The organism is Dactylosporangium sp. NPDC049140 (genome assembly GCF_040648435.1).
The window spans coordinates 39,369-53,293 of record NZ_JBEZDS010000044.1 but is presented as its reverse complement, the minus strand read 5'-3'; the positions used below and the strand labels follow the sequence as shown (position 1 = coordinate 53,293).

The window sequence follows — 13,925 nt, the reverse complement described above, 5'->3', positions numbered from 1 at the left end:
CCACCCCGTGTTGTCCTTCTGAGGGGCGAACCCCCCTGGAAGATCTCCGCTAAGGCGCGCACACTCTCGGAGATGAGCGACCTCGCGTCCTCCCGACCCGTGCCGGATGAGCCGCCGGACCCGCGCCCCGGTGGCCCGGCCGACGTGTCCGGGCTGTGCCCCAGCTCGGCGGAGCTCTTCGTCCCCGCGGCGCGGGAGCCCTCGGACCTGGACGAGCTGGCGCCCCTGGCCGAGATGATCGCCGACCTGGCCGACCTGCGGGGCCGCGGCGGCTTCGAGGGCCCGCTCCCCGGCACGGAGGACGCGGAGCCGACCGCCGGCAGCATCGCGAGCCTGCTGGCCTCGCCCGCCACGTCCGCGGCCGAGCTCGCCGACGCGGTCGCCTGGTGCTACGACGACACCGCGCTGCCCCTGCTGCTCCCGCTGGCCCGCCACCCCGACCCGGGCGTGCGGCGGGCCGTGGCCCAGGCCCTGCCGAGCGTGCTCGGCGAGGCGCCGCCGGACGACACCGTCCACGCCCTGATCCTGCTCAGCGCCGACCGCGACGCCGACGTGCGGGACTGGGCCTGCTTCGCGCTCGGCACCCAGCTGTCCGAAGTGGACTCGGCGACCGTGCGCGACGCGCTGGCCGCGCGCCTGGACGACCCGCACGACGACACGCGCTGCGAGGCGCTGCTGGGCCTGGCCCGCCGCCGCGACGCGCAGGTGCTGCCGGTGCTGCACGAGCGGCTGGCGCGCGACAACGTGTACTCGCTCGAGATCGACGCCGCCGGAGCGCTCGGGCACGCCTCGCTGCACACCCTCGTGCGCGGGCACCTGTCCGGCTGGGACGACGACGTGGTCGCCCGGGTCTGCGCGGCGCTGCGCCTCACCGACCCCGACGGCGTGGGCGACGACCTGCTCGACGGGCTGGCCGACTGGTTCCGGGCCGGCGCACCGCACGCGACGGACGAGGACCGCTACTGGTGGGCGGTGACGCTGCAGCTGCTCGAGCACGCCGAGTACCGCGCCCCCGAGATCGCCGAGCAGGTGCACTACCGCCTGCAGTCCGCGGAGCCGGCCACCGCGCTCATGCTCGGCTCGCGGCTGTCGCAGCTGGCCGGCGACCACGGCTGGCCGCGCTGGAGGCCCGGCTACTGACCGCCGTGCACCAGCTCGACCAGGCGCGTCAGCATGTCGGGATCGGTCTCGGGCAGCACGCCGTGGCCGAGGTTGAAGATGTGGCCGGGGGCCTTCGCGCCCTCCGCCAGCACGCGGCGCGTCTCCGCCGCCACGACCTCCCACGGGGCCAGCAGCGTGCACGGGTCGAGGTTGCCCTGCAGCGCCTTGCCCGGGACCCGGCCCGCGGCCACGTCCAGCGGCGTGCGCCAGTCGACGCCGACCACGTCCGCGCCCGCCTCCGCCATGGCCGGGAGCAGCTCCCCGGTACCGACGCCGAAGTGGATCCGCGGACACCCGTCGAGCCCGTCGAGCACCGCCCGCGAGTGCGGGAGCACGAACCGGCGGTAGTCCGCCTCGGACAGCGCCCCGGCCCACGAGTCGAACAGCTGGACGGCGTCCACCCCCGCCTCGATCTGCACCTGCAGGAACGTCCGGGTGATCTCGGCCAGGCGGGAGCACAGGGCGTGCCAGACGTCGGGGGCGCCGTACATCAGGGCCTTGGTCTTCGCGTGGTGCCGCGACGGCCCGCCCTCGACGAGGTAGCTGGCCAGCGTGAACGGCGCCCCGGCGAAGCCGATGAGGGCCGTGGACCCCAGCTCGGCCAGCAGCAGCCGGATCGACTCGGCCACGAAGGAGACGCCGGACGCCTCCAGCGGGCGGATCGCGGCGACGTCGGCCATCGTGCGCACGGGGGCGGCCACCACCGGGCCCGTGCCGGGCACGATGTCCAGGTCGATGCCGGCGGCCTGCAGCGGCACGACGATGTCGCTGTACAGGACCGCCGCGTCGACCTTGTGCCGGCGCACCGGCTGCAGCGTGATCTCGCAGACGAGGTCGGGACGGCGGCAGGACTCGAGCATGCCGATGCCGGCCCGCAGCTCGCGATATTCGGGCAGGGAACGGCCCGCCTGGCGCATGAACCAGACCGGGACATGGGGCACGGACTCGCCCCGCGCGGCGCGCAACAACAGCTTCGTCATCGGGTCCATCGTTTCACTCACTGTGCACGGGCGGCGCGGCGGCACCCCTTGCGCGCGTTTCGGTCTTAGTCTTCCGTTATGGCGCCATCGACCGCGACTCCCCCCACGTTCACCCGGGCGGTGGAGGATTTGCGCGCCGTGACCACCAGGCCGGAGATCAGCCTCGAGGAGGTCCCGGCGCCGCAGCGGCTGGCCCCCTTCGCCCACGCCATCAGCGGCACCGTGCTCCGTCACGGCGACGAGGTGGCCACCGGCCGGCTGATCCTCCTGCACGACCCGGCCGGCCACGATGCCTGGGACGGCACGATGCGGCTGGTGACGTACGTGACCGCCGAGCTCGAGGCCGAGCTGGCCACCGACCCGATGCTGCCCGGCGTCGGGTGGAGCTGGCTGGTGGACGCGCTCGACGGGCACGCCGCGGCCTACACGGCGATCGGCGGCACGGTCACGCAGACCATGTCGACGCGCTTCGGTGACCTGGCGGGTCCGCCGGCCGCCGCCGACCTGGAGATCCGGGCCTCGTGGACGCCCACGACCGAGGACATGCAGGCCCACGTGCACGCGTGGTGCGCGCTGCTCGCCTCGACGGCCGGCCTGCCGCCGCCGGGCGTGACCGCTCTCCACACATGACAAAGCGCCCCTTTCCTCCGGAAAGGGGCGCTTTTGCCGAGTTAGATGCCGAGGATGACCTGCGCCTCGTTGCAGGGCTTGTCCATCTCGTTGATCTTGTTCTGGGTCGTGGTCTTGTCGCCGGCGGCCGAGGCGTCGAGGGCCTCCAGCAGCAGCTTCAGGCACTGGCCGATGACGTCGCGCTGGCGCTTGGCCTCGGTGCTGTCGGCCTGGGTGCCGCGCAGGTCCTGCTGCGACTTGCTCAGCTCGTCGGCCTTGGCCTGCAGGTCCTTCTTGGTCTGCTCGAAGTCCTTGTTGGTCTGGTCGAGCGAGGCCTGGCGCTGGTTCGACGTCGCCTCGGACCGGTCGAACTTGTTCGACTTGTCGACGTACAGGCCGACGAACACGCCGGCGGCGATGACCGCGAGGGCCAGCAGGCTCGCCAGCAGCGGCACCGCGATGCCGCGCTTCTTCGGCGGCGGCCCGACCGGCGGGTAGCCGATCGGCTGGCCGGGGAAGCCGCTGGTGGGCGGGCTGGAGACCGGGCCGTACGCGACCGGCGGGCCAGACATCGGCGGGCCCGACATGGGCGGCGCGGACATCGGCGGGGCCGGCTGCTGCATCGGCGCGGTCGGCGGGGCCGAGACCGACGGGTCCAGGCTGTAGGACGACTCGCCGCCGTACATCGGCAGCTGGGACGTGCCCTGGTCGTGGGTCGGCTGCGGCTGCGGCGGCACGGGCTGGCCGTACTGCTGCGGCTGCTCGCCGTACGCCGGGCCGGGCTGGCCGTACTGCGGCGGCTGCTCACCGTAGGACGGGCCCGGCTGGCCGTACTGCTGCTGTGGCGGCTGCTGCGGCTGCTCACCGTAGGGCGACACCGGCGCCGCCGCGGGGTAGCCGCTGACCGGGGCCTGCTGGGGCGGCGGCGGGTACGCGCCGGGCGCCGCGTTCTGGTCGGGGTAGGCGTATCCGTCGTTCGGGTTCCCCTGGGGGTTGCCGGGGTATGTCATGTTCTCTTCCTCCTGGTGGCCCCGCTGGGCAGCGCCCCGGCGGGAGTCGTACGACCGGCGCTTCCGGGGGCGTCGGCGGTGGTGCGTTCGCGTCTGCTCAGCAGACGGACGGGACGGTGTCGCAGACCACGGAGATCGGAATGGCCAGGCCGATGCCCTCGGCCTGCTGGGCCTTCAGCGTTGCGACGCCCACCACCTCCTTCTTGGCGTTGAACACGGGGCCGCCCGAGTTGCCGGGGTTGATGGCCGCGTCGAACTGCATCAGCGCCTCGCCGTTGAGGGTGCGGAACGCGCTGACGACGCCCGTGGTGACGGTGTCCTCGAGCCCCATCGGCGAGCCGATAACGAGGACCGGGTCGCCGACCTTCGGCACCGCGGCGGCGGGTGCGAGCTTGGCGAACTCCTCGTCGGTGTGCAGCACGGCGAGGTCCTTGTCCGGGTGGACCTCGACGATCTTGCCCGGGAAGCGCTGGTCGGTGCGCTCCAGGTTGACGTCCTTCTCGCCCTTTTCGTAGGCGTCGGCGACAACGTGGTAGTTGGTGATCAGGTTGGTGCCGCCGCCCGCTGGGGCCTTGCCCAGCGCGAAGCCGGTACCGATGGCGTATTTCGTGGTGACCCGGAAGACGCTGGGGCGCACGGACTCGGCCACCGCGGCCGCGTCGAGGCTGCCGCCGGTCTTCTGCTCGAGCTTGTCGGCGCGGTCCTCGATCGCCTTGAACCGGGAGGCGTCACCGGTCGCGGCGGCCTTCACGGCGGCGTCGGTCTGGTCGACCTTGTGCTGGAGGCTGACGATGAACGCCGCCTCGACGCCGGCCACGATCAGCAGCAGCACGGCGAGGGCCAGCGCGACGGCGGCCAGGGGGCTGCGGCGCTGGACCGGCGGGGCCGGGGGAACGCTGTGCGGCGGCGGGCCCGCGGAAACCGGCCACGAGCTGGTCGGCTGGGGCGGGATGCTCACCGGCGGGGTGGCGACCGGCGGCGGGATGGAGTGCGTGGGGATCGACCCGGTCTGGGTGATCCGAGGGGGAAGTGGACCGAGTCGTTCCGAGTCGTCGCCGGCCGCGTGCCGCGGACGGTCGTCGTACCCTTCGGAACTGCCGGAAGCCACCGGGTTGGAGGGGTCATACCCGGCCGTCATGCTTCTCGTATCCTTCCTGTCACGGTTTCCACCCGTCTGCCGGGAAAGCACAGGGCTTCCGGCGACACCGCGGTCGGCCCTCAATCTAGACGCCGGGCACAAGTGCCGCGACCTCCGACGCAGCGTCTGTACATAACCGGACCGCCTGCGCACGCGAACCGTACCGGCAACAATGGGGACCTGTCCGTCCCGTTCACCGTGTCCCAACACACTCAAGAACGCCGACGCGCCGGACCGGCTGCACACAGGGACCTATGCCGCAACGTACGGTTGTCGCGTGACCGACGAACCCCCCGCGCGGCGTCGGGACGAGGAATCAGACAGTCCGGACAACCCGGACCACAAGACCGAGCCCGTCCTGCTGACCGCCCCCCGAGACGGGACCCCCGAGCCGATCGCCGATCGGACCGAGCTGGCGCGCGCCGTCGAACGCTTCGCCCAGGGCACCGGCCCGGTGGCCGTGGACGCCGAGCGCGCCTCCGGCTACCGGTACACGCACCGCGCCTACCTGGTGCAGCTGCGGCGGGCCGGCTCCGGAACGGTGCTCATCGACCCGCTGCCGTTCGGCCAGCTGCCGGAGCTCGACGAGGTGATCTCTTCGACCGAGTGGATCCTGCACGCCGCCAGCCAAGACCTGCCGTGCCTGACCGAGCTCGGCCTGCGCCCGACCCGGCTGTTCGACACCGAGCTGGCCGCCCGGCTGTGCGGGTTCGAGCGGGTCGGGCTGGCCGCGCTGACCGAGCTGCTGCTGGGGTACACCCTGGAGAAGCACCATTCGGCCGCCGACTGGTCCACGCGCCCGCTGCCGGCGTCCTGGCTGACGTACGCCGCCCTCGACGTCGAGCTGCTGCTCCAGCTGCGCGACACCCTCTCCGAGGAGCTGGCCAAGCAGGGCAAGACCGAGTGGGCCGCGCAGGAGTTCGCCGCGCTTGTCGCCTCGGCCGGCGACCCGCCCCGCGTGCGCGCCGACCCCTGGCGGCGCACCTCGGGCATCCACCGGGTCCGCGGCGCCCGCGCCCTGGCCCGCGTCCGCGCGCTCTGGACGGCCCGCGACGAGATCGCCCAGCGCCGCGACGCGAGCCCCGGCCGGGTGCTCGCCGACGCCGCCATCATCGCCGCGGCCGAGGCCGACCCGAAGGACGAGCGCTCGCTGCTGACCCTGGCCGGGTTCGGCGGGCGCTCGGTGCGCCGGCTGGCCCCGACCTGGCTGACCGCGCTCGCCGACGCCCGCGTGCTGTCGGACAAGGAGCTGCCGACCACGCCGGCCTCGGAGGGCCCGCCCCCGCCGCACCGGTGGGCCGAGCGCGACCCGGTCGCGGCGGCCCGGCTGGCGCGGTGCCGGGAGCTGGTGACCGGGCTCGCGGCGGCGAACCAGCTGCCCCCCGAGAACCTCATAACCCCGGATTCGGTACGCCGGCTGGCCTGGTCACCCCCGGAGGAGCTCACGGAGGAGGCGGTGGCCGCGGTGCTCGCCGGCTACGGCGCGCGCCCGTGGCAGGTCGGTCTCGTCTCCCCCGGGCTGACGGAGGCGCTCCGCCCGGTCTGAACGGTGAAAGGGTTCACAGCTCCCGGCGACCTACTGGCGAGTAACATTGCCGGTACTTAGTCGCTAGGAGGACACCCGTGCCCCGTGCTGTCCGCGACGTCGTCTTCGTCGACGGCGTGCGCACCCCGTTCGGCAAGGCCGGTGGGATGTATGCCAACACTCGCGCCGATGACCTGGTCATCCGCTGCATCCGTGAGCTGCTGCGGCGCAACCCGCAGCTGCCACCGGAGCGGGTCGACGAGGTGGCCATCGCGGCCACCACGCAGATCGGCGACCAGGGCCTGACCATCGGCCGGACCGCCGCCCTGCTCGCCGGCCTGCCCAAGACCGTGCCCGGCTACGCCATCGACCGCATGTGCGCGGGGGCCCTGACCGCGGTGACCACCGTGGCCGGCGGCATCGCGTTCGGCGCCTACGACGTGGCCATCGCCGGCGGCGTCGAGCACATGGGCCGCCACCCGATGGGCGAGGGCGTGGACCCCAACCCGCGCATCATCGCCGAGAAGCTCGTCGACCCGTCCGCGCTGGTGATGGGCTCCACCGCGGAGAACCTGCACGACCGCCTGCCCGGCGTCACCAAGGAGCGGGCCGACCGGTTCGGCTACGCCTCACAGGTGAAGACCGCCGCCGCCTACGCCGCCGGCAAGCTGCAGCCCGACCTGGTCAGCATCGCCACCCGCGACCCGGAGACCGGCTGGGGCCTGGCCACCGTCGACGAGGCGCCGCGCGACACCAGCCTGGAGAAGCTCGCCACCCTCAAGACGCCGTTCCGCCCGCACGGCCGGGTCACCGCGGGCAACGCGGCCGGCCTGAACGACGGCGCCACCGCGTCGATCATCGCGGCCGAGGAGGTGGCCCGCGAGCTCGGGCTGCCGGTCGGGATGCGGCTGGTGTCCTACGGCTTCGTCGGCGTCGAGCCCGAGGTCATGGGCTACGGCCCGGTGCCGGCCACCGAGAAGGCGCTGCGCCTGGCCGGCCTGAGCATCGGGGACATCGGGCTGTTCGAGCTCAACGAGGCGTTCGCCGTGCAGGTGCTCGCCTTCCTCGACCACTTCGGCATCGCCGACGACGACCCGCGGGTCAACCCCTGGGGCGGCGCGATCGCGGTCGGCCACCCGCTCGCCTCCTCGGGCGTGCGGCTCATGACGCAGCTGTCGCGGCAGTTCGCCGAGCGGCCCGACGTGCGCTACGGCCTCACCGCCATGTGCGTCGGCATCGGCATGGGCGCGTCGGTCATCTGGGAAAACCCCAACTGGGAGGGTGGCAAGTGACCGCAGCTCTGACGAACCCGAACGAGGTCGTGACCAAGGCGCTGCTGCGCTTCGTGACGCTGCCTTCGCGTGAGCGCGCCGCGGTCATCACGCTCGACAACGGCTTCGACCACACCAAGCCGAACTCGTTCGGCCCGGGCGGCCTGGCCAGCCTCGAGGCCGCGATCGACGAGGCCGTCGCGGCGGCGCCGAAGTTCATCGCGCTGACCGGCAAGCCCTACATCTTCTGCGTCGGCGCCGACATCACCGGCATGCCGCTGCTGTCCGAGCGGGCGCAGGCGGTGGAGCTGGGCCGGTACGGCCACCGGGTCTTCAAGAAGTTCAAGGACTCGCCGGTACCCACCTTCGCCTTCATCAACGGCGCGGCGATGGGCGGCGGCCTCGAGGTCGCGCTGCACTGCCACTACCGGACCGTCTCGTCCGGCGCCGCGGCCCTCGCCCTGCCCGAGGTCGCGATCGGCCTCGTGCCCGGCTGGGGCGGTACGCAGCTGCTGCCCAACCTCATCGGCATCGCCCCGGCGGCGCAGGTGATCCTGCAGAACCCGCTGACCCAGAAGCAGCTCAAGCCGGCCCAGGCGCACGAGTTCGGCATCGCCGACGCGATCTTCGAGCCGGCCGACTACCTCGAGCGGTCCCTGGAGTGGGCCGAGGGCGTGGTCGACGGCACGGTCACGGTGACCCGCCCGGAGATCGACCGGGACATGTGGGACGGCGTGCTGTACTTCGCCCGGCACCAGCTCGACGAGCGCCTCCACGGGGCCGTGAACTCGGCCAACCGCGCGCTCGAACTCCTGGCGGCGGCCAAGTCCGCCACCTTCGAGGAGGGCACCGCGCTCGAGGACGAGGCGCTCGCCGACCTGATCATGGGCGACCAGGCGCGGGCCAGCCTCTACGCCTTCGACCTGGTGCAGCGGCGCGCGAAGCGGCCCGCGGGCGCCCCGGACCGGAACCTGGCCCGGGACGTCAACAAGGTCGGCATCGTGGGCGCGGGCCTGATGGCCTCCCAGCTGGCGCTGCTGTTCGTGCGGCGGCTCGAGGTGCCCGTCGTGCTCACCGACCTCGACCAGGAGCGCGTCGACAAGGGCGTCGGGTACGTCCACGCCGAGCTCGACAAGCTGGTGGGCAAGAAGCGACTGGACCCGGGCAAGGCCGCGAAGTACAAGGGGCTCATCGGCGGCTCGGTCGACAAGGCCGCGTTCGCCGACGCGGATCTGGTGCTGGAGGCGGTCTTCGAGGACCTCAAGGTCAAGAAGCAGGTGTGGGCCGAGGTCGAGGCGATCGTCCGCGACGACTGCGTCCTGGCCACCAACACCTCCTCGCTGTCGGTCACCGAGCAGGCCGCGGACCTCGCCCACCCGGAGCGGGTCGTCGGGCTGCACTTCTTCAACCCGGTCGCGATGATGCCGCTGCTGGAGATCGTGCGCGCCGGCCAGACCGACGACGCGACCCTGGCGACCGCGTTCGCCGTCGGCAAGGCGCTGAAGAAGTCGTCGGTACTCGTGAAGGACGCCCCGGCGTTCGTGGTCAACCGGCTGCTGACCCGCTTCCTCGGCGTGGTCACCGCCGCGGTCGACCGCGGCACCCCGATCGACGTCGCCGACTCCGCGCTCGACCCGCTCGGCCTGCCGATGCGCCCGATGGCGCTGCTCACCATGGTCGGCCCGGCCGTCGCGCACCACGTGGCGGAGACGCTGCACCACTCGTTCCCGGACCGCTTCGGCGTCTCGGCGAACCTCGCCAAGGTCGTCGGGGCCGGCAAGCGCGGCTTCACCGACGCCGAGGGCAACCCCGACCCCGAGGTGCTCGCCCTGCTCGAGGTCGGCGACTCGCCGTCGACCGCCGAGCAGCTGCGGGCCGAGGCGACCGAGGCGCTGGCCCGCGAGATCCGGCTCATGCTCGACGAGGGCGTCGTCGCCGACGCGCGCGACATCGACCTGTGCATGATCCTGGGCGCGGGCTGGCCGTTCCACCTGGGCGGCGTCACGCCGTACCTGGACCGGGAGGGCATCTCCACCCGCGTCACGGGCGCGCGGTTCCTGCCGGACGGCGCGGCAAACGTACCGCAGTAAGGTTTTCACCCACCAAAGAGTGAATATCACCGGATATTCCATCCCGGACCCCGCCGGCGCCTAGCGTTGGCGGGGTTCGCGGTCCCCCCGGCCGAGTGCGGAACCATCTCGTCCCGGGGGAGCACCATGCGCAAAACGATCTTCGTCGTGGCCGGCGTCCTGGCTTTTGCGGTGGTACCCCCATCAGCCGCCCAGGCCGCGAGCACCGCGACGGTCGTCTCGCCCAAGCGCCCGCTGAACGTCCGCGCGGGCGCGGCGGCCTGGACCCGCTCGCTGCGCACGCTGCCCGACGGCGCCGCGGTGGCGATCGAGTGCCAGGTCAAGGGCCAGCTCATCGACCAGGGCCCGGTACGCGTCACCGACCAGTGGGACCGCCTCACCGACGGCTCGTTCATCAGCGACGCGTGGGTCAGCCGCCCGCCGGCCGCCCCGCCGCCGTGCTCCCCGCCGCAGCAGACCGCGGCCCCGGCGGCGGCCGCGAGCGCCCCGACGACGGCGGGCACCGTGGCCTCGGGCACGACCGCCCTGAAGACCCGCGGCGGCCCGGCCCGCAGCGCCGTCCTCTACAGCGGCCTGCCCAACGGCACCGCGCTGAACATCGCCTGCCAGACCCAGGGCGAGCCGATCACCGGCACCATGCGGGCCACGGCCATGTGGGACCGCCTCGACTCCGGCGCGTACGTCTCCGACGCCTACGTCAACCGCGCCGCCACCCCGCCGTCGTGCACCGCGCCCGCGGCCGCCCCACCCGCGGCCGCCCCGGCCCCCGCGGCCGCGGCCGCGGCCCAGACCCAGGGCGTGCCCGAGGCCGGCCGCTGGGTGAGCCCGCTGCCCGGCTTCTCGGCCCGCCCCGGCTTCCGCACCCCGACCAACCCCAGCCACGCGGGCGTCGACATCATGTCGTTCGTCGGCACCCCGATCCACGCCGCCTCGGCCGGCACCGTGGTCGAGGTCGTGTGCAACATCGAGGCGGGCCACAGCTGCGACCAGACGGGAAGCGCCGCGATCGACGGCTGCGGCTGGTACGTGAAGATCCTCCACGCCGGCGGCGTCTCGACCCTCTACTGCCACATGGTGCACCGGGGCGTGGTGAAGCCGGGCCAGAAGGTCGCGGCCGGCCAGGTGATCGGCTACGTGGGCAGCTCGGGCAACTCGTCGGCCCCGCACCTGCACTTCGAGGTCCACGTGAACACACCGCCCACGTCACCGGGCAACGCCATCGACCCCCTACCGTTCATGCGGACCCACGGCGCAGCAATCGGCTGAGGCTGCATTTACTGCATTTACTGCTCGCTGGCGCTCGCGGGTGGGGGAGCTACGCTCCACCCACACCCCCTCAAGATCCACGCCGGCTCGTACGGGCACGGACAGTGGCACGGTTCCATCGCGCCGGCCGGACGCCCACATCGGCGAACACTCACCGTCCACGAGCCGCCCGCCGCGCTACGGCGCTCTCCGTGAGCCCCGCACGACGGCAACCGCGGCGCCCGACCGCGAACTCGCACCCTCCACGAGCCACCCGGCGCGGACGTGGCCGACTCGACGTATAACCCCGATGGGGGTATACCTGAGGCGTGCCGAAAATCAACGTCTACCTGCCCGATGAGCTCGCGGAGGCGGTCAAGGCCGCCGGCGTACCGGTCTCGGCCATCTGCCAACGCGCCCTGGAGCAGGCCGTCCGGCGGGTGACCGCGATCCGCGAGACGGTCCTGGGCGACCTCGACGACGCCGCCCTGGCCGCGCGGCTGCCGCACTTCACCGCACGGGCCCGCACCGTGCTGCGCCTGGCTTCCGAGCGAGCGACCGCCGAGGCCGCCCCGGCGGTCGGATCGGCGCACCTGCTGGCCGGAATCCTGGCGGAGGGCGGCAACCTGGCCCTGCACGTCCTGCGCGCGATCGACATCGAGCCGCCCCGGATCACGGCTGCCCTGGCCGCCCAGTCCACAGTGGAGGCACCGGCGTCCGTCGCCCCGACCGCGGGCGCCCTCCGCTTCAGCACCCCCGCCGCGGCGGCCCTGGAGCTGGCGGTGACCGAGGCGACCGCGCTCGGTCACAACTACGTCGGCTGCGAACATCTCCTGCTGGGCCTGATCTCCGAGCCCGACGGGGCGGCCGGGCAGGTGCTGCGCTCACTGGGCGCCGAGCTGCGCCTGACCCGCCGCGCGGTGACGGCCGCCCTGGCCGGCTACGTGCACTTGCAGGCCCAGGCTCCGTCGCTGGACTCCGCCTTGGCCCCGCTGCTGGAGCGCATCGAGCGGCTGGAGGCCCGCCTCCAGTGAGCCGCCGGGTCCTGCTGCTGGCGACGAAGGACACCATCGCGTACCGCACCGGCTCGGTGGCCACGGGTGCCGAACTCCTGGCCGCCGCGAGAGCCGCCGACACCGACGCGACCCGCGAGGCCGAGGCCAACCCCAGGCCCGACGCGGCCCGCGGAGACGCGGCCCGCGGACTCGACGCGATTTCTGGGACCGACTCGGCCCGCGGAGACGCGCCTCACGGACTCGACGCGATTTCTGGGACCGGCTCCGCCCGCGGAGACACGACCCACGGACTCGACTCGACCTCCGGGACCGACTCGGCCCGCGGAGACGCGCCTCACGGACTCGACGCGATTTCTGGGACCGACTCGGCCCACGGAGACACGACCCACGGACTCGACTCGACCTCCGGGACCGACGCCGCCCGCGGGACTGACGCGTCCCCCGGGGACGATTCGGCCGGCGGGGTCGACGTGGTCGTCGAGGACGTGCTGGCCGAGCCCGGCTGGGACGCCTCCCCCGCGACGATGGCCGCGACCGCGCGCCGCGTCCGCGCGGCGCTGGGCGAGGAGGGCTTCCACGGCGTCGTCGTCACGCACGGCGCGGACACCATCGAGGAGGCCGCCTACCTCACCGACCTAGTCGCCGGCGCGGCCGCGGCCCGGGGCGCGATCGTCTACACCGCCGCCCTGCTCCCCCTCGACGCCCCGGACAGCGACGGCCCCGGCAACCTGGCCGCGGCCCTGACCGCGGCGGCCGACCCGGCACTGACCGGCCTCGGCGCGGTCGCCTGCCTCGACGGCGAGCTGCACGCGGCGCGCTGGGTCCGCCAGGCCGCCACGTCCGGCCCGGGCGCGTTCACCTCCGCCCCGTACGCCCCGCTCGGCCGCGTCACCGGCGGTCGCATCACCCTGACCGGAGCGCCGCCCCCGCGCCCGCCGTCCCCACCGGGCGAGCCGGAGACGAATGTGGCATTGATCAGGGTGTACCCGGGGATCGAGCCCACGCTGCTCACCGCGGCCACCGACGCCGGGGCGCGGGGCATCGTGCTGGACGGCACGGGCGCGCTCAACGTCCCCGTCTCCCTCCTGGCCGCGATCACCGACCTGGTGGCGTGGGACATCCCGGTCGTCGTCGCCTCCCGCGCGCACGCGACCGCGCCCCCGCGCCCGCCCGACGGCCTCGCGGCCTCGGTGGGCGCCATCCTCGCGCCGGGGCTGACCGCCGGAAAGGCCCTGGCCGCGCTCATGGTGGCCCTGGGCGCCGAGGGAGGCGTCGCGGCCGCGCGCGACTACTTCGCGAGAGCCTGAACCGCGCCCGCGCGCGACTACTTCGCGGAGACTGAACCGCGCCCGCGCGCCACAACCTCGCGAACGCGAGACGCCGTGCCCGCGCGGACGCCACAACCCACGCCGAGCCATTGAGCCGCACGCGCCCGCGCGCCGCAACCTCGCGAACGCAGACGCCGCGCCCACGCCCGCGCACCGCACGTCGGGGCCGAGCGCGCCACAACCTCGTGAACATGAGACGCCGCGTCGCGCCCGAGCGCCGCGTCGCGCCCGAGCGCCGCACCTCGCGGCCGAGCGACGCACACTGCGCCCGAGCGACGCACACCGCAGCCGAGCGCCGCAGCCGCACACCGCAGCCGAGCGCCGCATACCGCAAGTCGCGGCCGAGCGCCGCACCTCGCACCCGAGCGCCGCACCTCGCACCCGAGCGCCAGACCTCGCGGCCGAGCGCCGCATACCGCAAGTCGCGCCCGAGCGCCGCACCTCGCACCTCGCACCTCGCGCCCGAGCGCCGCACCTCGCACCTCGCACCTCGCGCCCGAGCGCCGCACCTCGCACCTCGCACCTCGCGCCCGAGCGCCGCACCTCGCACCT

At 73.8% G+C, this 13,925-nt stretch carries 11 protein-coding genes; 8 read left to right on the top strand and 3 right to left on the bottom strand.

What is annotated here, in order from left to right; all coding sequences use genetic code 11:
- The first annotated feature begins 72 nt into the window (after positions 1-72).
- Positions 73-1,140 carry a HEAT repeat domain-containing protein gene (locus tag AB0B76_RS44795; RefSeq protein WP_360387763.1) on the top strand — a complete coding sequence of 356 codons (1,068 nt, stop codon included), beginning with the start codon at positions 73-75 and terminating at the stop codon, positions 1,138-1,140.
- Here AB0B76_RS44795 and hemE read toward each other — a convergent pair.
- Positions 1,134-2,141: a uroporphyrinogen decarboxylase gene (hemE, locus tag AB0B76_RS44790; protein WP_360387760.1), complete on the bottom strand. Its 1,008-nt coding sequence runs from the start codon at positions 2,139-2,141 to the stop codon at positions 1,134-1,136. The two genes, AB0B76_RS44795 and hemE, sit on opposite strands and share 7 nt — an antisense overlap.
- A 78-nt stretch (positions 2,142-2,219) precedes the next feature.
- On the opposite strand from hemE, the gene AB0B76_RS44785 reads away from it, so the two are divergent.
- Positions 2,220-2,771, top strand: a complete 552-nt coding sequence (locus AB0B76_RS44785; protein WP_360387757.1) for a DUF3000 domain-containing protein — start codon at positions 2,220-2,222, stop codon at positions 2,769-2,771.
- A 41-nt stretch (positions 2,772-2,812) separates the two neighbouring features.
- On the opposite strand, the gene AB0B76_RS44780 is transcribed toward AB0B76_RS44785, so the two are convergent.
- Entirely contained in the window at positions 2,813-3,760 is a 948-nt protein-coding gene (locus AB0B76_RS44780) for an OmpH family outer membrane protein (protein ID WP_360387754.1), read from the bottom strand.
- Positions 3,761-3,857: 97 nt separating this feature from the next.
- A complete protein-coding gene (locus tag AB0B76_RS44775) occupies positions 3,858-4,898 on the bottom strand; it encodes a trypsin-like peptidase domain-containing protein (RefSeq protein WP_360387751.1) in 1,041 nt (346 codons plus the stop codon).
- A gap of 277 nt (positions 4,899-5,175) precedes the next feature.
- On the opposite strand from AB0B76_RS44775, the gene AB0B76_RS44770 reads away from it, so the two are divergent.
- The 6 genes from AB0B76_RS44770 to AB0B76_RS44745 all read left to right on the top strand — a co-directional run bounded on the left by AB0B76_RS44770 (position 5,176) and on the right by AB0B76_RS44745 (position 13,352).
- Positions 5,176-6,444, top strand: a complete 1,269-nt coding sequence (locus AB0B76_RS44770; RefSeq protein WP_360387749.1) for a ribonuclease D — start codon at positions 5,176-5,178, stop codon at positions 6,442-6,444.
- A 77-nt stretch (positions 6,445-6,521) separates the two neighbouring features.
- Entirely contained in the window at positions 6,522-7,715 is a 1,194-nt protein-coding gene (locus AB0B76_RS44765; RefSeq protein WP_360387746.1) for a thiolase family protein, read from the top strand.
- Positions 7,712-9,784 (top strand): 3-hydroxyacyl-CoA dehydrogenase NAD-binding domain-containing protein, encoded by a 2,073-nt coding sequence (locus tag AB0B76_RS44760; protein ID WP_360387744.1) that lies wholly within the window; start codon positions 7,712-7,714, stop codon positions 9,782-9,784. Before AB0B76_RS44765 ends, AB0B76_RS44760 begins: the two co-directional genes overlap by 4 nt.
- 126 nt (positions 9,785-9,910) lie before the next feature.
- Entirely contained in the window at positions 9,911-11,050 is a 1,140-nt protein-coding gene (locus AB0B76_RS44755; RefSeq protein ID WP_360387742.1) for a peptidoglycan DD-metalloendopeptidase family protein, read from the top strand.
- 308 nt (positions 11,051-11,358) lie between these two features.
- Positions 11,359-12,063 (top strand): Clp protease N-terminal domain-containing protein, encoded by a 705-nt coding sequence (locus tag AB0B76_RS44750; RefSeq protein ID WP_360387740.1) that lies wholly within the window; start codon positions 11,359-11,361, stop codon positions 12,061-12,063.
- Positions 12,060-13,352: an asparaginase gene (locus AB0B76_RS44745; protein WP_360387738.1), complete on the top strand. Its 1,293-nt coding sequence runs from the start codon at positions 12,060-12,062 to the stop codon at positions 13,350-13,352. The genes AB0B76_RS44750 and AB0B76_RS44745 overlap by 4 nt, the downstream gene beginning before the upstream one ends.
- Positions 13,353-13,925 lie beyond the last annotated feature (573 nt).